21 protein-coding genes are annotated in these 21,009 nt (G+C 70.4%); 11 read left to right on the top strand and 10 right to left on the bottom strand.

Annotated features, from left to right (window positions below):
* Positions 1 to 46 precede the first annotated feature (46 nt).
* From FLW16_RS33840 to FLW16_RS33850, 3 genes are read left to right on the top strand one after another with little or no spacing between them, the layout of a single operon-like run.
* On the top strand, positions 47 to 1,384 hold the full coding sequence (locus FLW16_RS33840; protein ID WP_142564366.1) for an MFS transporter: 1,338 nt from the start codon (positions 47 to 49) through the stop codon (positions 1,382 to 1,384).
* Positions 1,384 to 2,718, top strand: coding sequence for a 3-hydroxybutyrate oligomer hydrolase family protein (locus tag FLW16_RS33845; RefSeq protein ID WP_142564368.1), 1,335 nt, complete (start codon positions 1,384 to 1,386; stop codon positions 2,716 to 2,718). The genes FLW16_RS33840 and FLW16_RS33845 overlap by 1 nt, the downstream gene beginning before the upstream one ends.
* Positions 2,715 to 3,734 (top strand): alpha/beta fold hydrolase, encoded by a 1,020-nt coding sequence (locus tag FLW16_RS33850; protein WP_142564370.1) that lies wholly within the window; start codon positions 2,715 to 2,717, stop codon positions 3,732 to 3,734. The genes FLW16_RS33845 and FLW16_RS33850 overlap by 4 nt, the downstream gene beginning before the upstream one ends.
* Positions 3,735 to 3,751: 17 nt before the next feature.
* On the opposite strand, the gene FLW16_RS33855 is transcribed toward FLW16_RS33850, so the two are convergent.
* Together FLW16_RS33855 and FLW16_RS33860 are read right to left on the bottom strand one after the other, a co-directional pair.
* The gene (locus FLW16_RS33855; protein ID WP_142564372.1) at positions 3,752 to 5,713 is read right to left on the bottom strand and encodes a glycosyltransferase family 2 protein; all 1,962 of its coding nucleotides are present in this window, start codon (positions 5,711 to 5,713) and stop codon (positions 3,752 to 3,754) included.
* Between the two features lie 81 nt (positions 5,714 to 5,794).
* Positions 5,795 to 6,487, bottom strand: a complete 693-nt coding sequence (locus tag FLW16_RS33860; RefSeq protein WP_260615865.1) for a lytic transglycosylase domain-containing protein — start codon at positions 6,485 to 6,487, stop codon at positions 5,795 to 5,797.
* 270 nt (positions 6,488 to 6,757) lie between these two features.
* Between FLW16_RS33860 and FLW16_RS33865 the strand changes: the two genes are divergently transcribed.
* Genes FLW16_RS33865 through FLW16_RS33875 form a run of 3 tightly spaced genes read left to right on the top strand, consistent with a single transcriptional unit; the run spans position 6,758 to position 9,428 of the window.
* A complete protein-coding gene (locus FLW16_RS33865; RefSeq protein ID WP_142564377.1) occupies positions 6,758 to 7,432 on the top strand; it encodes a response regulator transcription factor in 675 nt (224 codons plus the stop codon).
* Positions 7,429 to 8,874, top strand: coding sequence for a cell wall metabolism sensor histidine kinase WalK (locus tag FLW16_RS33870; protein ID WP_142564379.1), 1,446 nt, complete (start codon positions 7,429 to 7,431; stop codon positions 8,872 to 8,874). The genes FLW16_RS33865 and FLW16_RS33870 overlap by 4 nt, the downstream gene beginning before the upstream one ends.
* On the top strand, positions 8,871 to 9,428 hold the full coding sequence (locus tag FLW16_RS33875; RefSeq protein WP_142564381.1) for a hypothetical protein: 558 nt from the start codon (positions 8,871 to 8,873) through the stop codon (positions 9,426 to 9,428). Before FLW16_RS33870 ends, FLW16_RS33875 begins: the two co-directional genes overlap by 4 nt.
* Before the next feature lie 12 nt (positions 9,429 to 9,440).
* On the opposite strand, the gene FLW16_RS33880 is transcribed toward FLW16_RS33875, so the two are convergent.
* The 4 genes from FLW16_RS33880 to FLW16_RS33895 form a co-directional block, all read right to left on the bottom strand.
* The gene (locus FLW16_RS33880) at positions 9,441 to 10,751 is read right to left on the bottom strand and encodes a PhoH family protein (protein WP_142564383.1); all 1,311 of its coding nucleotides are present in this window, start codon (positions 10,749 to 10,751) and stop codon (positions 9,441 to 9,443) included.
* Between the two features lie 246 nt (positions 10,752 to 10,997).
* Positions 10,998 to 11,759 carry an isoprenyl transferase gene (locus FLW16_RS33885; RefSeq protein WP_079315659.1) on the bottom strand — a complete coding sequence of 254 codons (762 nt, stop codon included), beginning with the start codon at positions 11,757 to 11,759 and terminating at the stop codon, positions 10,998 to 11,000.
* 243 nt (positions 11,760 to 12,002) lie between these two features.
* A complete protein-coding gene (locus FLW16_RS33890) occupies positions 12,003 to 13,871 on the bottom strand; it encodes a phosphoenolpyruvate carboxykinase (GTP) (protein ID WP_185949713.1) in 1,869 nt (622 codons plus the stop codon).
* Between the two features lie 280 nt (positions 13,872 to 14,151).
* Entirely contained in the window at positions 14,152 to 14,670 is a 519-nt protein-coding gene (locus FLW16_RS33895; RefSeq protein WP_142564385.1) for a hypothetical protein, read from the bottom strand.
* A 102-nt stretch (positions 14,671 to 14,772) separates the two neighbouring features.
* On the opposite strand from FLW16_RS33895, the gene FLW16_RS33900 reads away from it, so the two are divergent.
* Positions 14,773 to 15,405 (top strand): TetR family transcriptional regulator, encoded by a 633-nt coding sequence (locus FLW16_RS33900; protein ID WP_142564387.1) that lies wholly within the window; start codon positions 14,773 to 14,775, stop codon positions 15,403 to 15,405.
* Here FLW16_RS33900 and FLW16_RS33905 read toward each other — a convergent pair.
* Positions 15,402 to 16,373, bottom strand: coding sequence for an NADP-dependent oxidoreductase (locus FLW16_RS33905; protein WP_221891419.1), 972 nt, complete (start codon positions 16,371 to 16,373; stop codon positions 15,402 to 15,404). The two genes, FLW16_RS33900 and FLW16_RS33905, sit on opposite strands and share 4 nt — an antisense overlap.
* A 103-nt stretch (positions 16,374 to 16,476) precedes the next feature.
* On the opposite strand from FLW16_RS33905, the gene FLW16_RS33910 reads away from it, so the two are divergent.
* Positions 16,477 to 17,073, top strand: coding sequence for a TetR/AcrR family transcriptional regulator (locus FLW16_RS33910; RefSeq protein WP_142564389.1), 597 nt, complete (start codon positions 16,477 to 16,479; stop codon positions 17,071 to 17,073).
* Here the strand turns inward: FLW16_RS33910 and FLW16_RS33915 are convergent.
* From FLW16_RS33915 to FLW16_RS33925, 3 genes are all read right to left on the bottom strand, one after another.
* A complete protein-coding gene (locus tag FLW16_RS33915; protein WP_260615868.1) occupies positions 17,042 to 18,214 on the bottom strand; it encodes a C40 family peptidase in 1,173 nt (390 codons plus the stop codon). The genes FLW16_RS33910 and FLW16_RS33915 overlap by 32 nt on opposite strands.
* 250 nt (positions 18,215 to 18,464) lie before the next feature.
* The gene (greA, locus tag FLW16_RS33920; protein WP_142564391.1) at positions 18,465 to 18,965 is read right to left on the bottom strand and encodes a transcription elongation factor GreA; all 501 of its coding nucleotides are present in this window, start codon (positions 18,963 to 18,965) and stop codon (positions 18,465 to 18,467) included.
* 75 nt (positions 18,966 to 19,040) lie between these two features.
* The gene (locus FLW16_RS33925) at positions 19,041 to 19,466 is read right to left on the bottom strand and encodes a DUF4307 domain-containing protein (protein ID WP_142564393.1); all 426 of its coding nucleotides are present in this window, start codon (positions 19,464 to 19,466) and stop codon (positions 19,041 to 19,043) included.
* Between the two features lie 151 nt (positions 19,467 to 19,617).
* On the opposite strand from FLW16_RS33925, the gene mca reads away from it, so the two are divergent.
* The 3 genes from mca to FLW16_RS33935 are packed head-to-tail and all read left to right on the top strand — an operon-like array spanning position 19,618 to position 20,990.
* Positions 19,618 to 20,499, top strand: a complete 882-nt coding sequence (gene mca, locus FLW16_RS33930; RefSeq protein ID WP_142564395.1) for a mycothiol conjugate amidase Mca — start codon at positions 19,618 to 19,620, stop codon at positions 20,497 to 20,499.
* Between the two features lie 9 nt (positions 20,500 to 20,508).
* Complete coding sequence (locus FLW16_RS44085) at positions 20,509 to 20,676, top strand: hypothetical protein (protein ID WP_185949714.1); 168 nt, start codon at positions 20,509 to 20,511, stop codon at positions 20,674 to 20,676.
* Positions 20,673 to 20,990, top strand: coding sequence for a GNAT family N-acetyltransferase (locus FLW16_RS33935; RefSeq protein ID WP_142564397.1), 318 nt, complete (start codon positions 20,673 to 20,675; stop codon positions 20,988 to 20,990). The genes FLW16_RS44085 and FLW16_RS33935 overlap by 4 nt, the downstream gene beginning before the upstream one ends.
* Positions 20,991 to 21,009 lie beyond the last annotated feature (19 nt).

Consider the following 21,009-nt stretch of genomic DNA (forward strand, 5'->3'; position numbering starts at 1 on the left):
CGGTCACTGCATACCGTGTGCGGAACCCCCCATCGGAGGAGTTCCCATGGCAAACACCCCACCTGCCCGGATCGGAAAGGTCGTCGGGGCCAGCCTGATCGGCACCACCATCGAGTGGTACGACTTCTTCCTGTACGGCTCGGCCGCCGCCCTGGTATTCAACAAGCTGTTCTTCCCCACCGAGGACGAGCTGACCGGCACGCTGCTGGCGTTCCTCACCTACGCCGTCGGCTTCGTCGCCCGGCCCCTCGGCGGCCTGGTCTTCGGTCACTACGGCGACCGGCTCGGCCGCAAGCGACTACTGGTCATCAGCCTGCTCATGATGGGCGGGTCGACGTTCCTCATCGGCTGCCTGCCGACGTACGCCGCCCTCGGCGCCGGCGCGCCGCTGCTGCTGACCGCGCTCCGCCTGGTGCAGGGCTTCGCCCTCGGCGGCGAGTGGGGCGGCGCGGTGCTGCTGGTCTCCGAGCACGGCGACCCCCGCAACCGCGGCTTCTGGGCGTCCTGGCCACAGGCCGGCGCTCCCGGCGGCAACCTGATCGCCACCGGTGTGCTGGCGCTGCTGGCCGCGGTGCAGCCCGACGACGCCTTCCTCGCCTGGGGCTGGCGGATCGCGTTCCTGCTGTCCGGCGTGCTCGTGCTGATCGGCCTGTGGATCAGGCTGACGGTCACCGAGTCGCCGGTGTTCCAGGAGGCCCTGGAGCGGCAGGAGCCCGCGCCGAAGGCCCCCATCGTCGGCGTGCTGCGCCACCACTGGGCCGACGTCCTGGTGGCGATGGGCGCCCGGATGGCGGAGAACGTCTCCTACTACGTGATCACCGCGTTCGTCCTCGTGTACGGCACGACGGCGGCGGGCCTGCCCAAGGGCACCGTGCTCAACGCCGTGCTGATCGGCTCGGCGTTCCACTTCATCACGATCCCGCTGTGGGGCGCGCTGTCGGACCGGATCGGCCGCAGGCCCGTCTATCTTCTCGGCGCCGTCGGCGTCGGCCTGTGGGCCTTCGCGTTCTTCCCGCTGATCGACACCAAGAACTTCGCGCTGGTCACCGTGGCGGTGACGGTCGGCCTGCTGCTCCACGGCGCGATGTACGGCCCGCAGGCGGCGTTCTTCTCCGAGCTGTTCGCCACCCGGATGCGTTACTCGGGCGTGTCGATCGGCTACCAGCTCGCCTCGATCGCGGCCGGCGGCGTGGCCCCGCTGATCGCGGTCGCCCTGCTCGACGCGTACGGATCGAGCGTGCCGGTCTCCGTCTACGTGGTCGCGGCGGCGATCCTCACGATCATCGCGGTGATCGCCTCCAGGGAGACCCGCGACCGCGACCTGTCCGCCATCGAGCCGACCTCGGGCGCCGCCAAGGCCGCCGCGATCGTGAAGGAGGCCTGATGCGCCTCGGCTCCGTCATGCTGGCCGCGCTGGCGCTGGCCCTCCCCCTGGCCGCCGCCGTCCCGTCCGAGGCCGCCGCCTGCCCGGGGGTGACCGTGCCCGGCGCGCAGAAGCAGGTGATCGCCTGCCTCGACGACCTCACCACGAAGGGCACGCTGGCCTCCGGGCACACCGACCAGTCGGACTGGTCGGGCCTCAACTCCCCCGGCGCCGTCAACCCCAGCGGCGTGCCCGGCATGCAGATCGACGGCTACTTCCCCGACACCTCAACCGGGAACACCAACCACGGCTGGAACCACGACGCACAGTTCGTCATCCGGCTGCCCCAGCACTGGAACGGCGGCCTGGTCGTCGCCGGGTCGCCCGGCAACCGGGAGACGTACGCCAACGACTTCACGATCTCCGACTGGGCGCTGGCCAAGGGCTACGCGTACGCCGCGACCGACAAGGGCAACACCGGCGTCCAGTTCTACCGCGACGGCGTACGGCCCGGCGACGCGGTGGCCGAGTGGAACCGCCGGGTCAGCGAGCTGGCGGTCGCCGCCAAGACCGTCGTCCGCCAGCGTTACGGCAGGCCGGCCCGCACGACGATCGCGGCCGGTCAGTCCAACGGCGGCTACCTGGTCCGCTGGCAGATCGAGAACCGTCCCGACCTGTTCGACGGCGGCGTCGACTGGGAGGGCACGCTCTTCACCGCCGACGGGCCCAACCTGCTGACGTTCCTGCCGCCCGCGCTGCGCGCGTACGCGAAGGGCGACACGGCCGGGGTCGCGGCGGCGGGCTTCGCGCCCGAGTCCGACTTCCTGTGGCCGTTCCACTACCAGTACTACTGGGACCTCACCCAGCGCCTCTACCGCGAGGAGTTCGACCCGACCTACGACGGCGACGCCGAGGCGGGCACGCCGTTCTGCGCCTCCGGCACGCCCGGCTGCGACACGGACTACGACTACGCCTCCAGGCCCGCTGCCGTGAAGCAGGCGGTCGCGAGGGTGAGCCTCAGCGGGAAGATCAAGCGCCCGCTGATCGTCGTCCACGGCACCCTGGACACGCTGCTGCCGATCCGCGAGGATTCCGACGTCTACGCCAAGATGATCGCCGACCGGCACCGTGACCGGCTGCTGCGCTACTACCGCGTCGAGGGCGGCAACCACGTCGACAGCCTCTACCCGGCCTTCCCCGACCGCCTGCGGCCCCTGCTGCCCTGCTTCCGCAGCGCGTTCACCGCGCTGGAGGCGTGGATCGGCACCGGCACGCCGCCGCCCCCGAACGCCACCCTGCCTCGCCCGGCCACGGGCGACCTCGAGAACACCTGCACCCTGGGAGCAACACCATGACCCTGCCGATATCCGCCGAGCGCGTCAGCACGTCCCGGCTGACCCTCAACGTCCTGTCCGTGCCGGACTCGTCGGGCGACCCGGTGGTGTTCGTGCACGGCAACGTCTCCTCCAGCGCGTTCTGGCGCTCGACGATGACCGCGATCGCGGCGGAGGGGTTCCGTCCTTACGCGCTCGACCTGCGCGGCTTCGGCGACTCCGACCCCGAGCCTGTGGACGCGAGCCGGGGCGTGCGCGACTACTCCGACGACCTGCTCGCGCTGCTCGACCAGCTCGGGCCCGCGCACCTGGTGGGCTGGAGCCTCGGCGGCGGGGTCGTCATGCAGGCCATGCGCGACCGGCCCGAGGCGGTCCGCAGCGCGACGCTGGTCAACCCCGTCTCGCCGTACGGCTTCGGCGGCACCACGGGCACGGACGGTGTGCTCACCAGCCCCGACGGCGTGGGCTCCGGCGGCGGCGCGGCCAACCCCGAGTTCGTGGCGGCGCTCCAGGCGGGCGACCGGTCGGCCGACTCCCCCGTCTCGCCCCGGTCCGTGCTGCGCGCCACGTACGTCGCCGCAGGAACCGACCTGGGTGAGGAGGAGGACGCGTTCGTGGAGTCGATGCTGTCCACCCGGATCGGCGAGGACCACTACCCGGGCGACTCCCTGCCCTCGGACGCCTGGCCGGGCGTGGTCCCCGGCAAGCGGGGCGTGCTCAACACGATCGCGCCGACCAACTTCCGGATCGACGACCTGCACGAGATCGACCCGAAGCCGCCCATCCTCTGGATCAGGGGAGACCAGGACGTGATCGTCTCGGACACGTCGCTGTTCGACCTCGCGCACCTGGGGGCGATCGGCGCCGTGCCCGGCTGGGACGGCACGCCCGCCCAGCCCATGGTGACCCAGACGCGGGCCGCGCTGGACCGCTACGGCGTCTACCGGGAGGTCGTCGTCGAGGGCGCCGGCCACGGCCCGCACATCGACAAGCCGGCGGAGTTCCGCGCGGCGCTGCTCGCGCACCTGCGCGGATAGCCCTGCGCGATCCGAGGTCAGCGGCGCTCGCGCAGGACGCGGACGGCGATGCGCCGCAGCAGTGAGGGGGCCTGTGGCGACGCCCCGGCGGGCAGGACGTGCACCTGCCCGCCGCGGCGCACCGTCAGCCCGAACAGCAGGTCCACGTCCTTCTGGTCGACCCGGAGCGCGGGCCGCCAGGACCCAGGGCCGAGGCAGTCGTCCCCGCCGATCCGGCTCACCGGCACCCGCGCGACGAGCTGCCCGGCGACCCGGCCGGGTATCCCCGGCTCGACCAGCGCGGGCACGACCATGCTGCGCCCGCGCCCGTCCTGCTCGCGCAGCACCAGCTCGGCCGGCGGCCCGCCGCTCGGCGGCACGTACGGCACGGGCACGACGACGAAGACGTGCCCCTCCTGCCTGGCCACGGTGGCCCGGGACGAGACCAGCGCGATCGACTCGGGGAACGACTTCGGCTCCACGCAGACGCCCAGCTCGCCGCGCTCGGACCAGCACGGCACGACGAGCCGCCTGGGCTCGCCGGCGAGCGCGCCCGCGCAGCTCATCGGCAGGGCGGGGCGGGCCACCCGGGTGCGGCCCGCATGGACGCCCCGCATGCGCACGTGGACCTCCCACAGCCCGGCGGGCAGCGGCCGTCCGAGGGCCGCCGCGCCGGCGTCGAGGCGGGCCTGGCCGTTCACCCACACGCGCACCTGACCACCGCGCGCCTGGTCCCCGAGGCCCGCGCGGCCCACCGAGCAGGTGACCGGCAGGGAGTGGACCACGCCGGTCTCCACGTGGCGGACGCAGACCTCCACGCGGGCCCTGCGCACCGCGTCGGTCACGTCGGCGCCCTCGTCGTCGAGCAGGCCGTCGAGCAGGCCCTCGACCCCGGGAGGCGGGGTCCACAGCAGCCGGTCGCCCCGCTGCCGCAGCCACAGCGGGGCGCCCCCGGCCCGAAGGATCTCCACACTCAGGTCGAGCAGCAGCACGCCCTGGTCCCAGCGCAGCTCCCGCAGCTCCGCGCTGAGCCTGGTGCCCCGGGACGCCTCGGCCAGCGCGACCAGCGCGTCGAGGCGGTCCAGGCGCAGCAGCGCCGTACGGGCGCGCAGGTGCGCGGGCAGGTGGACGTCGAGCGCGGCCGGAAAGCGGTCGAGGGTGAAGCGGCGCAGGAAGGAGAACAGGACCATCCGCTCGTCCGGTTCGGCGGCGAGGAACCGCGCGCCCGCGAGACGGCGCAGCCCGAGCGTCCGATACCAGTGGGCCTGGATGCGCTCCCGCTGCGAGCCCGGCTCGGTGTAGGCGTCCACCACGTCGAAGATCGCGTTGAGGCCGTCGAAGAGCGCCTCGGCGTCCGGCACGTCCTCCGCCGTCCCTGAGGAAGCCGGGCCCAGGTGGCAGCAGATCTCGTCGGCCAGCACGGCGATCACCTTCGCGGCGAGGTACGCCCTGGTCACGAACGCCTGCTCGGACAGCGGCCGGTCGGCGAAGCGGAGCTGGCAGGTCTCCAGGAAGTCGCGGCTGAACAGCTTGTTCGCCGTCGGCAGGGCGAGGAGGTGGTCGCGCAGCACGTCGGCCCGGTCCCGGTCGCGGGCGAAGGCGGCCGGCGGCGGCCCCTGGTCGGCGAGCCTGCCGATCAGCACGTCGGCGTCGGTCTCCACGGCCCTGTCGTACATCCGCTCCAGCGCGTGCGGCTCAAGCCTGTCGTACTGGCCGAGCAGGTAGACGTACTCACCGCGGGCCACCGACAGGCCGACGTTGCGCCCGCGCGCGGGCGAGCCGCTGTGGTCGAGGTGCAGGACCCGCACGTTGTCGCGCTGCTCGGCGATCACGTCGAGCCGCCTGCGGGTCCCGTCCGTCGACCCGTCGTCCGCGAAGACGACCTCGTACTCTTCCGGCGGGAGCGACTGCTCCAGCACCGAGCGCACACACGCGCCGAAGGCGTCATTCGACAGCCCGGGGTTGGACACGGGCATAACCACGCTGACCTTCACACCCATGAGGCCAAGGGTGCAGTGCGACCCCCGCCGTACGCGCGGGCTTGCCGAAAGGTCGAGAAACCCTGACCAGAGTTTCGCGGTCTAGTACCAGCCGGTGGACTGGGAGTGCCCCCAGGCGCCGCAGGGCGTCTTGTAGCGGCCGGCGATGTAGCCGAGGCCCCACTTGATCTGGGTGGCGGGGTTGGTCTGCCAGTCGGAGCCCGCGCTCGCCATTTTGCTGCCCGGCAGCGCCTGGGGGATTCCGTAGGCGCCGCTGTAGCGGTTCATGGCCCGCTCGTTCCAGTGGCTCTCCCTGTCCCACAGCTTCTCCAGGCAGCCCCACTCGCCGCCCCAGCCGCGCGCCTCGGCCATCTGCTTGCCGAGCGCCTTGTTGCTGCCGGGGTCCGGGGTGGAGCCGGGCGGGAAGTCGGCCGGGGTGAAGCCGCCACCGCCGGGGGCCTTCTGCGCGATCTCGACCGGGTCGAGACCCTTCTTCCGGTCGTCACGGGTGCTTTGCAGCCTGTCCTTGCGCAGCGCCTGGACCGCCTGTTCCTTGAGGATGTCGGTCTCGGGGTCGGGCGCGTTCGGATCGAGGGCGAGGAAGCTGTCCGGGCCCAGCACCTGCTTGGGCGCGTTGCTGTGCTCGATCGAGGTGCGGACCACGAAGGCCGTCCCGCCCGCGACCACGGCCACGCTGACGCCGAGGATCGCGATCCGCTTGGGAGTCAGCCGGCCCGACCCGGAGCGGCCGCCGGCTCCCCGCCGGGGCCGGGAGGCGCGGGGGCGATCCTTCAACTGCTGACCAGAGCTCACGGCTTATGAGCTTGCCCTGTGGTGGGGGGTGCTCCGCAACCGAATCGTGGTACCTGTTTGGTGACGTCTTGACCCGACCGCTGATCACATGGACTTTCCCCCATAATGTGATTTTGGTCACACTTTGCGCCACAGGGAGAGGCATGGGTGCCCGGCACCAGCCTGCTCCTGCTTCTTGATGATGGCGTGCGGACGAGGTCACAGGACTGTGACAAATAGGGGAATTGGTGAGGTCCGCACCATAATGACCTGGTGGCAGGCATCCTCCTGGTCGAAGACGACCCCTCGGTCCGTGCCGGACTCGAGCTCGCGCTCACCCGGCAGGGCCACTCGGTGACCGCGTACGCCACCGGTGAGGAAGCCCTGGACCACGTACGCTCCCGCCGTCCCGAGATCGCGATCCTCGACGTCATGCTGCCCGGCATCGACGGGGTCGAGGTGTGCCGCCGCATCCGCAGGCTCGACCCGCTGCCGATCATCCTGCTCACGGCCAGGGGCGACGACCTCGACGTGGTGGTGGGGCTGGAGGCCGGCGCGGACGACTACGTCGTCAAGCCGGTCGAGCCGCGGGTCCTGGACGCCCGCATCCGCGCCATCCTGCGCCGCCTCGAGTCGGCCTCGCCCGACCGCCTCACCTTCGGCGACCTCGTGATCGACCGCGGAGCCCTCAAGGTGAGCCTCTCGGGCAAGGAGATCCACCTCACCCCGACCGAGCTGCGCCTGCTGCTCGAACTGGTCCGCCACCCCGGTCAGGTGCTCAACCGCCGCTACCTCCTGCGCGCCGTCTGGGACCACACGCACGTGGCGGACTCGCGGCTGGTCGACGCGTGCGTGCAGCGCATCAGGGCCAAGATCGAGCCGGTGCCCGCCGACCCCGTCTACATCCACACCGTGCGCGGCTTCGGGTACCGCTTCAGCCCGCCATGACCTGGGTGCCCACCGGGCTGCGGGCCCGGCTGGTGATCACCTTCCTGCTGGTGGCGGTCACCGCGTCCGCCATGGTGGCCGGCCTGGGATACCAGATCGTCCGGCGGGGTCTCCTGGAGCGCGCGGAGCGGGGCGCGGTCGCCGACGTGCGCGAGACGCTGTCCAGGATCACCCTGCCGATCGGCGCGAGCGACGTGGTCTGGCCGAGCGACACCACCGTCACCGAGGAGGACCTCGCCGGGGTGGTGCAGGCGCTCGAGGCCCCGGAGCGGACCGTCATCGTCACCTACGGCGACCACCGGCGCTCCAACACCGGCGCCAGGTTCACCATGACCGACGTGCCCGACCAGCTCCGGTGGCAGGCGGCTCGGCGGCTGGTCTACCAGAGGGTGCTGCTCAGGGACCATCCGTGGCTGATCGTCGCCACGCAGATCCAGCGGGCCACCCGCGACGGCGTGCTGCGCCCGACGGGCCTGACGGCCTACGTCTTCGTGCCGCTGTCGGAGGAGAACGCCGTGCTGTCCCGCCTCAAGGCCGCCCTCGCGCAGGCCGGAGGCATCACGCTCATCCTGGCGCTGACCCTGGCCCTGCTGTCGGCCCGGCGGGTACTGCTGCCCGTACGGCGGCTGGGCGCGGCCGCCCGCGCCCTCGGCGCCGGCGAGCTGCAGGTCCGCCTCCCCGTACGGGGCAGGGACGAGCTGGCGGAGCTGACCGCGACGTTCAACGAGACGGCGGCGGCGCTGGAGGACACCGTCTCGGAGCTGCGGACGCTGGAGTCGATGTCGCGGCGGTTCGTCGCGGACGTCTCCCATGAGCTGCGCACGCCGCTGACCGCGATGACGGCGGTGACGGACATGCTGTCGGAGGACGCCGACGACCTGCCGGACGACGCCGGGGAGGCCGTGCGGATCGTCGTCCGCGAGATCGACCGGCTGCGGGTGCTGGTCGAGCACCTCATCGAGATCAGCCGGTTCGACGCGGGCGCCGCCACGCTCCGCCGGGAGACCGTCGACGTGGGCGACACGCTGGCCGACTGCCTGGAGGTGCGGGGCTGGGCCGACCGGGTGAAGCTCACCGTGCCCGTCGGGCTCACGTTCTCCCTGGACGCCCGGAGGTTCGACGTGATCGTGGCCAACCTCGTCGGCAACGCGCTCAACCACGGCGCGCCCCCCGTGGTGGTGAGCGCGCGGGTGGCGGTCGGCGGCGAGAACCACGGAGCGCTCGAGGTGACCGTGCGCGACCACGGGAGCGGCATTCCGGAGCAGGTCCTCCCCCACGTCTTCGACCGCTTCTACAAGGCGGGCACCGACCGGGCCAGGAGCGTGGGCAGCGGCCTCGGCCTGGCCATCGCCAAGGCCAACGCCGAACTGCACGGCGGCGCGATCATGGCCGAGCGATGCGACCCCGGCACCCTCTTTCGCGTCTGGATCCCGAAACCATGAGCGGGAGACGGATCAGGCGCGCGGCCGCGGCCCTGCTCGCGGGGCTGCTCATGGCGCCGGCGGCCTGCGGGGTCGTGCCGACCGGGGTGGTCGACGCCGGTCCTGCGCCGGTCATCAGCGGCACTCCCACCCTCGTCACGATCTACCTGCTGCGGGACGGCCGGCTGTGGCCCACCCGGGTCGCGGCGCGCTCGCCGCACGTCAACGACGTGCTGGACGCGCTGTTCGCGGCCAGCGGGCGGACGTCGAACCGACTGTCCACCGCGCTGACCGGGCTCACGCTGGCCCAGGTGCAGCTCGTCAGGTACGTCCCGGACGCGGGCAGCCGCAACGACCCCGACAACACCCTCAGCCTGCGCGTACGGCTGTTCGTGAGCGGCTGGAAGATCACCAGGACCGCCATGGCCCAGATCACCTGTACGGCGCGGCTGCGCCCGGAGATCTGGGCCGTGGAGATCGCTCACGCGACTCCCGACAGGAACGGCCCCCTGAAGGTCCACACCTGCCGGGAGTTCTGGGATCTGGCCCCCAAGGACGGCCATCTCCCCCCGTGATCTGTGCCCTCCCTAGAGCGTGATGTCCTCCAGCATCTCGGTCACCAGGGCGGCGATCGGCGACCGCTCGGACCTGGTCAGCGTGATGTGGGCGAACAGCGGGTGGCCCTTGAGCTTCTCCACCACGGCGACGACGCCGTCGTGCCGGCCCACCCGCAGGTTGTCGCGCTGGGCGATGTCGTGGGTCAGCACGACCCGCGAGTTGGCCCCGATGCGGGACAGCACGGTCAGCAGCACGCCGCGCTCCAGCGACTGCGCCTCGTCCACGATCACGAAGGCGTCGTGCAGGGAACGGCCGCGGATGTGGGTCAGCGGCAGGACCTCCAGCATGCCCCGGTCGATGACCTCCTCGATGACCTCCGGGGACGTCACCGCGCCCAGCGTGTCGTAGACCGCCTGGGCCCACGGGCCCATCTTGTCGTTCTCCGAGCCGGGCAGGTAGCCGAGCTCCTGGCCGCCCACGGCGTACAGGGGGCGAAAGACGATGATCTTGCGGTGCTGACGGCGCTCCAGCACCGCCTCCAGGCCCGCGCACAGCGCCAGCGCGGACTTGCCGGTGCCCGCACGGCCGCCCATCGAGACGATGCCGACGTCCGGGTCCATCAGCAGGTCGAGCGCGATCCGCTGCTCCGCCGACCGGCCGTGCAGCCCGAAGACCTCACGGTCGCCCCTCACCAGACGTACCGACTTGTCCGGCAGGACGCGGCCGAGCGCCGATCCGCGGCTCGACAGCAGCCGCAGGCCGGTGTGGCACGGCAGGTCGCGCGCCTCGTCGATGTCGGCCGTGCCGGCCTCGAAGAGGGCGTCCATCTCCTCCGTGGTGACCTGGAGCTCCGCCATGCCGGTCCAGCCGGACTCGACCACCATGCCGGCGCGGTACTCCTCCGCGCTGAGGCCGATGGACGCCGCCTTGACCCGCATCGGAAGGTCCTTCGACACCAGCACCACGTCCTTGCCCTCCGCCGCGAGGTTCTGCGCGACGGTGAGGATGCGGGTGTCGTTGTCGCCCAGGCGGAAGCCCGCCGGGAGGCAGGATGGATCACTATGGTTCAGCTCGACCCGGATGTTCCCGTCGCCGATCGGCATGGGCTCATCCAGCCGTCCGTACCGCACTCTGAGGTCATCGAGGAAGCGCAGCGCCTCCCGGGCGAAGTAGCCGAGCTCGGGGTGGTGACGCTTGGCCTCCAGTTCCGTGATGACGACGATCGGGACGACGACCTCGTGCTCGGCGAAGCGGCTCATCGCCGCCGGGTCGGCGAGCAGGACAGACGTGTCCAGAACGTAGGTGCGGGATGTGGACGGGTTGCTCGAGGACACTGCCACGCGTTCTCCCCCGGGCGCCTGAGGTGGGCGCCCTGCCTTGACTGGTGGTGAACGGACCGGGCCCGTGACCTGCGAAGGCAGACCGGGGCTCCGGCCCTCCTCGCATGGTGGTCGCGCAAGGACGGGCCCTCTCCCGAGGTGGTGGCCGCCGATCCCCTCGACGGCCGCTCAGCTACCACGTTACGTAACGAATCTCCCCAGCCCAATAGATTTACGCAGGCTAAAAGATGCTGGTCACGTACCGTCTCAGGAGCCGTACCGACGGTGCCGTGCGGCGTACGAGCGGAGCGCCCGCAGGAAGTCGACTCTGCGGAAGTCGGGCCAGTAGGCCTCGCAGAAGTAGAACTCGGAGTGGGCGCTCTGCCAGAGCAGGAATCCGGAGAGTCGCTGCTCTCCCGAGGTCCGGATGACGAGATCCGGGTCGGGCAGGCCGCGCGTGTAGAGATGCTCCGCGATGTGCTCGACGTCGAGGACCTCGACGAGGTCCTCGATACTCGCGCCCTTGCTGGCGTGCTCCTGGAGGAGGGAGCGCACCGCATCAGCGATCTCACGCCTTCCTCCATACCCAACGGCAACGTTCACAATCAGGCCTGGACGATGCGATGTGGTTTCTTTTGCGTGTTTGAGGACACGAGCCGTGTGATCGGGCAGAAGGTCGAGCGAGCCCATGGGGTTGAGATGCCATCCCTGGTCCACGAGATCCTGCACGAGGTTCTCGATCACCTGGAGCAGCGGCTCGAGCTCGGCCTTGTCCCTGGCGAGGTTGTCGGTGGACAGCAGCCACAGCGTCACGTACTCGACCCCGGCCTCGCGGCACCACACCAGCAGCTCGGAGATCTTGTCGGCGCCCTTCTGATGGCCCCGGCTGACGTCCCGCAGGCCCATGGCCCGCGCCCACCTGCGGTTGCCGTCCACGATGACGCCGACATGGCGGGGGATCTGGTCGGAGGACAGCTTCCGTTCGAGCCTGCGCTCGTACAGCTTGTACACGAGATCGCGCATGCTCATGCGACCCTCTTCCTCGCGACGGTGGGCTCGATCACCAATTATCGCGGGCGAACCGGCATGCCCTGCCCTCAGGCTTTCCTGGGCACGGCCGGAGTAACCCGCTTCGCGGTCGGAGGCGCCCACGTGCCCGCGGCCGGGAGGCGAGCTCGGCCCCGAGGGCCTCGGCCAGGTCCGGGGGCCCCTCGTGTGCCCCTCGTGCCTCCCGGACCGGCCGGACGGCCCGAATCAGCCGAGCCGCTGGGCTCAGCCGAGCCGCTGCACCAGGGCGCGGTACTCGTCCCACAGCTCCTTCGGCATGTGGTCGCCGAAGGTCTCGAAGTGGGGCGGGATCAGCGCGGCCTCCTCGCGCCACACCTCGGGATCGACGCTGAGCAGGAGCTCCATGTCCTCGGGCGCGATGTCGAGGCCCTCGGTGTCGAGCGACGCCGGCAGGTTGCCGATCGGCGTGGGCACGGCGTCGGCCACGCCGTTCAGCCGGTCGACGATCCACTTGAGCACCCGGCTGTTCTCGCCGAAGCCCGGCCACAGGAAGCGGCCGTTCGCGTCCTTGCGGAACCAGTTCACGTAGTAGATCTTGGGCAGCTTCTCCGGGTCGGTCATCTTGCCGACCTCGAGCCAGTGGCCGAAGTAGTCGCCCATGTTGTAGCCGCAGAACGGCAGCATCGCGAACGGGTCGCGGCGCAGCTCGCCGACCTTGCCCTCGGCCGCCGCGGTCTTCTCCGAGGCCACGTTCGCGCCCAGGAAGACGCCGTGCTGCCAGCTCAGCGACTCGGTCACCAGCGGCACCGCGGTCGCCCTGCGGCCGCCGAACAGGATGGCCGAGATCGGCACCCCTGCCGGGTCCTGCCATTCGCGGGCGATCGTCGGGCACTGCTCGGCCGGAGTGGTGAACCGGGCGTTCGGGTGGGCGGCGGGCTCGCCGGACTCCGGCGTCCAGTCGCGGCCCTTCCAGTCGATGAGATGCGCGGGCGGCTCGTCCGTGAGGCCCTCCCACCAGACGTCCCCGTCGTCGGTCAGTGCGACGTTCGTGAAGATGCTGTTGCCCCACAGCGTCTTGATCGCGTTGGCGTTCGTGGACTGGCCGGTCCCGGGCGCGACGCCGAAGAAGCCGGCCTCCGGGTTGATCGCGTACAGCCGGCCGTCGGGGCCGAAACGCATCCAGGCGATGTCGTCGCCGATCGTCTCGACCTTCCAGCCCGGGATCGTGGGCTGGAGCATGGCGAGGTTCGTCTTGCCGCACGCCGACGGGAAGGCCGCGGCGACGTACCGCGCCTCGCCCTGCGGCGGCGTGAGCTTGAGGACCAGCATGTGCTCGGCCAGCCAGCCCTCGTCGCGGGCCATCGCGCTGGCGATCCGCAGCGCGTAGCACTTCTTGCCCAGCAGCGCGTTGCCGCCGTAGCCCGAGCCGTACGACCAGATCTCGCGGGTCTCCGGGAAGTGGCTGATGTACTTGGTCTGGCTGCACGGCCACGGCACGTCGGCCTGGCCCGGCTCCAGCGGCGCGCCCACCGAGTGGACCGCCTTGACGAAGTCGCTGTGCTCATGGTCGCGCTTGCCGCGGCCCTCGTTGGCTCGTGCCTCGCTCTCTCGGGCCTTTCGCGCCGCTCCGCGTTCCTCGATGAGGCGCAGCGCCGCTTCGCCCATCCTGGTCATGATCCGCATCGACACCACGACGTACGGCGAGTCGGTGATCTCGACGCCGAGCTGCGAGATGGTCCCGCCGAGGGGGCCCATGCAGAACGGCACGACGTACATCGTCCGGCCCCGCATGCAGCCCTTGAACAGCGTGGCGAACGTGCGGCGCATCTCGTCGGGCGCGATCCAGTTGTTGGTCGGCCCGGCGTCCTCCTCACGCTCGGAGCAGATGAACGTGCGGTCCTCCACGCGGGCGACGTCGCTCGGGTCCGAGGCCGCGTAGAAGCTGTTGGGACGCTTGACCAGCCGCTTGAGCGTGCCCTGCTCGACCAGAAGGTTGGTCAGGCGCGTCCATTCGGCCTCGGAGCCGTCGCACCATTCGATCCGGTCCGGCTGGGTCAGCTCCGCGATCTGCGTCACCCAGGCCGCCAGATCGCTGTGAGTGGTGGGCGTCGGTACCTCTACTGAAATGGACACGGGGGCGGCTCCTTAATCTCTCAGGGCCAGAGCATCATCAGCGACGAATGGCCTCCGAATCCAATTGGAGTAGACCATCGTGTTTCCACTCCGTTAAATCGGCGCCATTCTCGACTTCACGGCCTCGGACAGCATCAGCGCAGGCAGCGGCCGCGATGTTGTGGGACCTTACCCACTCTGGCCCTGTCGAAAAAACGTCCTTCTCCCCCTTACCCGCCTGACCGGCCTTACACATTGGTATAGGCCAATTCGAATGGTCCAGACCTCTCCGGGAATTGGTTCAGTCCAATCCGCCGGGGCCTTCCGCCCTGATCCGGTCCACATGCTGGAGGGCATCGCGCAGGTCAGCGAGCCACGTGTCGGTGTGTTTGCCGACGAGCCTGACGCACCAGGCCAGCGCGTCGCTGCGGCTGCGTGCGACACCCGCAGCGACCAGGGTGTCGAGGACCTGCCGTTCCGGCTGGCGCAGCCGGGTCATGACGGGGACGGAAAGAGTGGTGAACATCACTGTCTCGTCACCGACGACGACGCCCCAGGAGACCTTGCGGCGGAAGCGGTGCTCGGCCTCCTTGGCGATGTCGATCCTGCGCTCGCGCGTCTCCTCGCGGAACCGCTCGACGTACCCTTCCATCGCCGCCGCGCGCTCCACGTCCGGGAGCCCCTCGGCCACCGACAGCGGCGGAAGCGTGCCCAGCACGGTGATCTCCTCGCGGTCCACCACGACCTTGGGGGACTCGGCGAACCAGTTTTCCGGCAACCGGCCGGCGAACCAGGCGCTCAACTGTTCTTCTGCAGACATGTAATCAACATTACATCGCTACTCGGCAATGGCCCAGTGCGTGTCAGTGCGTCCTCCTACCGGGGAGTACGGGCAGGGATGGAAAAACGGCAGAATCGGGACATGAGCTCACCACAGCGCGCTGACCGGTCCACGCACCCCTCGGACGGCGTTGTCACGAGCCTGCGCGAGCGCAAGAAGGCCAAGACCCGCAGGACCATCCAGGAGGAGGCCCTGCGGCTGTTCGCCGAGCAGGGGTACGAGGCCACGACGGTCGAGCAGATCGCGGAGGCGGCGGAGGTCTCCCCCAGCACGTTCTTCCGCTACTTCCCCACGAAGGAGGACGTGGTCGCCCAGGGCGACTACGACCCGATCCTCATGGCGACGATCAAGGCTCAGCCGCCGGACCTGCCTCCGCTGACCGCGCTGCGCGCCGCCTTCCGTACGACCTTCGCGTCGATGCGGGCCGAAGAGCTCGACAAGGTGCTCGCCCGGACCAGGTTGTCCGCCTCCGTCCCCGCCCTGCGAGCGCGGACCATGGACGGGCTGTTCGACACGATCGACATGCTCGCGGGCGCGGTGGCCGAGCGGGCGGGCCGCGACCCCCGCGCCCTCGCCGTACGGGCCCTCGTCGGCGCGGTCATGGGGGTCCTGCTCCCTGCCCTGTTCACCTGGGTCGAGCGGGACGGCGCCACCCCGCTGCCCGATCTGGTCGACGAGGCTCTCGGCTATCTCGAGGCCGGGCTGCCGATCTAGTCCGGCACGACCCGAAGGACGATCTTCCCCTGGATGTGCCCGCGTTCGGCCCGTTCATGTGCCCTCGCGGCCTCGGCGAGCGGGAAGACGGAGTCCAGGCCGACGCGCAGCCGGCCCTCTTCGAGCAGGCGTCCCAGCTCGGCCATCTGCTCCCCGTCAGAGTGGACCTGACCGCCTCGGAAGGAGATGCCCAGCTCCGCCGCGCGCTCCCGGTGGTACTCGCCGAGGAATACCGGGCTGATCACGCCGCCGGGCCGCAGCACCGGCAGGAAGCGGTGCCCGTCCGGCCCGCCCACGGTGTCGATGAGCACGTCCACGTCCCGCACCTCGTCCTCCACACGGGTGGTCGTGTAGTCGAGGAACTCGTCGACCCCCAGCTCGCGCAGGAACGTCTCGTGCCGCCCCGAGGCGACCCCGATCACGTACGCGCCCAGCACCTTGGCGAGCTGCACCGCGAAGTGGCCGACCCCGCCGGCGGCGCCGTTGACCAGCACTCTGCGGCCCTCGTCGAGCTTGATGTGGTCGAAGATGAACTGGTAGGCGGTGAGCCCCGCCATCGGCACGGCGGCCGCCTCCACGTGGCTGAGGTTCGCCGGCTTGCGGGCCAGGTGGAGCGCGGGCGAGGTGGTGTATTCGGCGTAGCCCCTTCCCCCGTGCTCCAGAGAGGGGAAGCGCACGAGGCCGAACACCTCGTCGCCCTCCTGCCATTCCGTGACGCCGTGGCCGACGGCGGCGACCACCCCGGAGATGTCCGAGCCGGGGGTGTACGGCAGGGGGAACACGGGCCGCAGTTCCTCCGGGATGTTCGAAAAGCCCTTGCGGGCGTACCAGTCGGGCGGGTTCATCCCGGCCGCGTGCACCTGGACGAGCACGTCTCCGGTTCCCGGCTCGGGGCGGGGAACCTCCTCCAGCGCCAGAACGCCGGGCTCGCCGGTCCTGTGCATGCGGACGGCCTTCATCTCGGACATCGATCCTCCTGGACGACTACGATTCGGAGCGGTGCTCCAGATAATAATCGGAGCACCGCTCCGGATGTCAATGCTCGGGATGCCGAGGTGCGAGGATCGACGCATGACCGGCCGGCAGCAGCGTGCGGACGCGCAACGCAACTACGAGCGCATCCTGGAGATCGCCAGGACAGTGGTGGAGGAGCAGGGGACTCAGGCGTCGCTGCGCGACATCGCCCGGCGCGCCGAGGTCGGCATGGGCACGCTCTACCGGCACTTCCCCACGAGAGAGGCCCTGCTGGAGGCGTTGCTCCGGCAGCGGTTCGACAATCTGGCGGCCCGCGCCGAGAAGCTGGAGGAGGCGGACGACTCCCACGAGGCGCTACGACAGTGGCTGCGGGAGTTCCTCCGCGGCGCGAGCGCCTACCGCGGTCTGACCACCTCGATGATGACGACGATCAGCGATGAGGACTCCCCCCTCCACGCGTCGTGCTCCGCCATGCGGGAGGCCGCAGGACGGCTGGTCGAACGGGCCCAGGACGACGGCCACATCCGGCCCGACGCCGACGGGATGGACGTGTTCGCGCTGATCAGCGCCGTCGGCTGGATCGCCGAGCAGGGCCCTGTCGTCGCCGCGCGCCGCGAGCATCTGTTCTCGCTCGTCATGGACGGTCTGGCCGCCGGCGCGGTCAGCGGACGCGGGCGGAGATCTGCGGACTGACCCGGACGACCCCGGCGAGGTTCTTGGTGTAGACGTTCGCGATCTTCACGACGTCGCCGGTGTGCGGGGCGTGCAGCATCTTCCCGTTGCCCCAGTAGATGGCGACGTGCGAGATGTAGCCGGGGTTGGTCGGATCGTTGCGCCAGAACAGCAGGTCTCCCGGCTGCGCCTGCGACAGCGGCACCTGCGGACCGGTGACCCACTGCTGGTACGTCACCCGCGGCATGCGCACGCCCGCCTGCGCGTACGCCCACTGCACGAGCCCGGAGCAGTCGAAGCTGTCGGGCCCCTCTGCGCCCCACACGTACGGCCGGCCGAGCTTGCTGACGGCCGCCGTGAGCGCGACCTTGAGCTGCTCCGCGGACATGAACGCGGTCTGCGGCCACACCGTGCGTCCCTTGGGCGTCACCACCACCGGGTTGATCGTGGCGACCTGACTGCCCTTGGGCAGGATCTTCAGCAGCCTGAGGCGGAGCTTGCGGGAGTCGACCTTCGGCGCGCTCACGACCAGGGCGTTGCCGTCCGGGATGCCGAGCGCCGCCGCCGTCCCCTTCGAGACGATCGCCGCGATCGAGCCCATGCCCACCGTGGCGTACGCGCCGATGCGCAGGCGCCTGGCGCCGCTGTGGACCTGCGAGCCCAGCTGCACGCCGCCGTCGTTGCCGAGTTCGAAGGAGACCGCCATGTCACCGGCGGCGATGTTGCGCCACAGCTCGTCGGAGGATGCCGTCACCTTCGGCGTGTACGACCGGAAGGTGGACGGGTCGACGCCCATCGTCGGCACCCGCTTGCCGTCCACGGCCACGTCGGCCGCGCCGGTCACCTCGGCGGCGGTCACGCCCTTCTCCTTGCGCACCTTCTCCACCACCTCGGGGGGAAGGGGCCGGTTGGCCACCACGAACAGGTGCGGCCGGATCAGCCGCGCCAGCGGAGCCACCGGCTGCTGCGTCACCGTCTGGGCGGCCGGGGCCTGGCGTCCCGGCGTCGGGGCCGACACGTCGCGGGCCTGCCGGGCCGCCGCCACGTAGCCGTTGCCCGTGCGCCGCTCGGACAGGGCCGTGATCACACCCGAGTCGGCGGATTCCGACCCGAGGTCGCCGAGGACGAGCACGTCGATCGTCAGCACGGCGACGAGCGCCACGGCGATGAGGGGAACCGTCCTGCGCAGGCGCCCCGGACGGGGCAGACGGGGGCGAAAGGCGAGATCCTGACGAGCCTCGGACACGGCCCTCGCGAGCTTCCTGCCTAAACGGGCGGACGGACGCGCTCGGCGATCGAGCACGATCTCACCCCTCCCGCGGCGAATGGTCCGGTCCACGACGAGACTGCCGCACGGCCGGGAATACCGCAAACGGTTCTGGAATTCCCGGCCGGGGCGAAAAGGGTGGAACCTAGTTGCCGATGTACGGAACGGCCTCGAGGATCTCGACGGTGTTCTGCCTGCCGTTGGGCAGCGTGTACGTCGCCTTCTCCCCGATCTTCTTGCCGTTGATCGCGGACCCGAGGGGGGAGTTCGGCGAGTAGACGTCGATGGGCGCGCCGCTCTCCTCGCGGGAGGCCAGCAGGAAGGTGACCTCCTCGTCGTCGCCGGCGAAGCGGACCGTCACGGTCATGCCGGGACCCACGACGCCCTCGGCGCGGGGAGCCTCACCGACCCTGGCGTTGTCCAGGATCTGCCGGAGGTGGAAGATGCGGGCCTCCATCTTGCCCTGCTCGTCCTTGGCGGCGTGGTAGCCACCGTTCTCCCTGAGGTCACCCTCTTCCCGGGCGGCTTCGATCTTCTTGGCGATGTCGGTGCGACCCGGGCCCGAAAGGTACTCGTACTCCTCCTTGAGGCGGTCGTACGCCTCTTGCGTCAGCCAGGTGACGTTGTCGTTCTGGGAGACGGCCACGGGCTCTCCTTGTTTCCGTAAGTGACTCGAAAGGCTGTCAAGTTAACGCCTTCGAACGCTTCCCCAAAGATTCCACTATACGAGATCGCAGTAGTCGACATGTACTGCTGTGGCCTGGGAACTCGTCCTCAACCGTTCGGTGAACTCGAGGTTCGACCGGCCCCTGGGAATGTCGACCTCACGGCTGCCGACCTCCAGGTGCTGGGTGTCGAGTGCCTGGATCCGGCACATCGCCGCCCGGTCGGCGGGCTTGTGCACGGTGAAGGTGATGACGGCGGAGTCCGCTGCGCTCGCGTCGAAGGTGATCACGTCGGCGCTCACCGAGGGGTTCCCGTTCGCGCGGAGCATGACATAGCCCCAGCCGCCCGCCATCACCGCCACGATCAGCGCGATCACGATGTACGGCACCAGCCTGGCGGGCCGCGCCGGGCGGGGCGCGAAGTCGTCCGGCGTGCCGAGCACCGGGCGTGTCCCCTGACCGCCGGCCTCATCGGTGGGCATCGCGGAATCTCCCTGAGGATTGTCGGTGTTGTGCGAGACGATCGTCCGCACAAGTCGACCGTGTCGGCGACGCGGGCCATACCGGGTCCGGAACGCACGGTCCCTTAGAAGCTAACCTCTTTTCGTAGCCATAGAACACCTGAGGAGAGACGTGAGTGCACCGTTGAGGCTGATGGCCGTGCACGCGCACCCAGACGACGAGTCGAGCAAGGGCGCCGCCACGATGGCCCGCTACGTCGCGGAGGGCGCGGAGGTGCTCGTCGTCACATGTACGGGTGGTGAACGCGGCTCGATCCTCAACCCCAAGATGGACCGGCCGGACATTCTGGAGAACATGGGCGAGGTGCGCCGCCAGGAGATGGAGAAGGCGCGCGAGATCCTCGGCGTCCAGCAGCGTTTCCTCGGCTTCGTCGACTCCGGGCTTCCCGAGGACGAGAACGAGCCGCTGCCCGAGGGGTGCTTCGCGCTGCAGCCGCTCGAGGTGGCGTCGGCGCCGCTCGTCGCCGCCGTCCGGGAGTTCCGGCCGCACGTGATCCTCACCTACGACGACAACGGCGGTTATCCGCACCCGGACCACATCATGACCAACCGGGTGTCGGTGGAGGCGTTCGAGGCGGCCGGCGATCCCGACCGCTACCCCGGCACGGGTGAGCCGTGGCAGCCGCTGAAGCTCTACTACCACATGGGCTTCACCCGGGAGCGGTTCGAGGCGCTGCACAACGTCATGACCGAGCGCGGCATGGGCTCGCCGTACGCCGACTGGATCGCGCGGTGGGAGGACCGGCCCCAGAAGTGGGAGGTCACCACGAAGGTCCCGTGCGCGGAGTACTTCGAGATCCGCGATCTCGCCCTGCTCGCGCACGCCACACAGGTGGACCCGGACGGGTTCTGGTTCGTCTGCCCGCGTGAGCTGCAGGAGGAGATCTGGCCGACCGAGGACTACCACCTCGCGCGGTCGCTCGTGGACACCACGTTGCCGGAGGACGACCTGTTCGCGGGGATCGCCGCCGAGGTCACCCCTGCCTGCTCGTAAGCTGAAGTCGTGGATGCAACCAGCTACGGGCCGGGTCTCCTGGGCTTCGTCGTCGTCGCCGCGATCGGTCTGGCTCTGTTCTTCCTGCTGAAGAACATGAACAAACAGATGCGGAAGATCCAGGTGCCGCACGACCACCATGAGGACGAACGGCGCGGGAACGGGCCCGAGGCGTGAGCGCGGGCACCCGGGTCGTCGACAACCCCGCCGCGTCGCGTTACGAGATCGTCGTGGACGGCGTGGTCGCCGGGTTCGCGCAGTATCGGTTGCGGGACGGCTCGATGGTCCTCCCGCACACCGAGGTGCGCGGCGAGTTCGAGGGCCGCGGGCTGGGCGGCAGGCTGGTGGGCGGGGCCCTCGACGGGGCCCGGGCGGCCGGCCTGCGGGTCGTGCCGTTGTGCTCGTTCGTGGCCTACTACATCCAGCGGCATCCGGAATACCGCGATCTGGTGGACGACGACTACCAGGACCTGGTCGACACGCCCGGCTGATCCCTCAGCCGGGCGGTGT

Origin of the sequence: Microbispora sp. KK1-11 (assembly GCF_006874435.1) — a bacterium.
In the GTDB taxonomy this organism is placed as follows: domain Bacteria; phylum Actinomycetota; class Actinomycetes; order Streptosporangiales; family Streptosporangiaceae; genus Microbispora; species Microbispora catharanthi.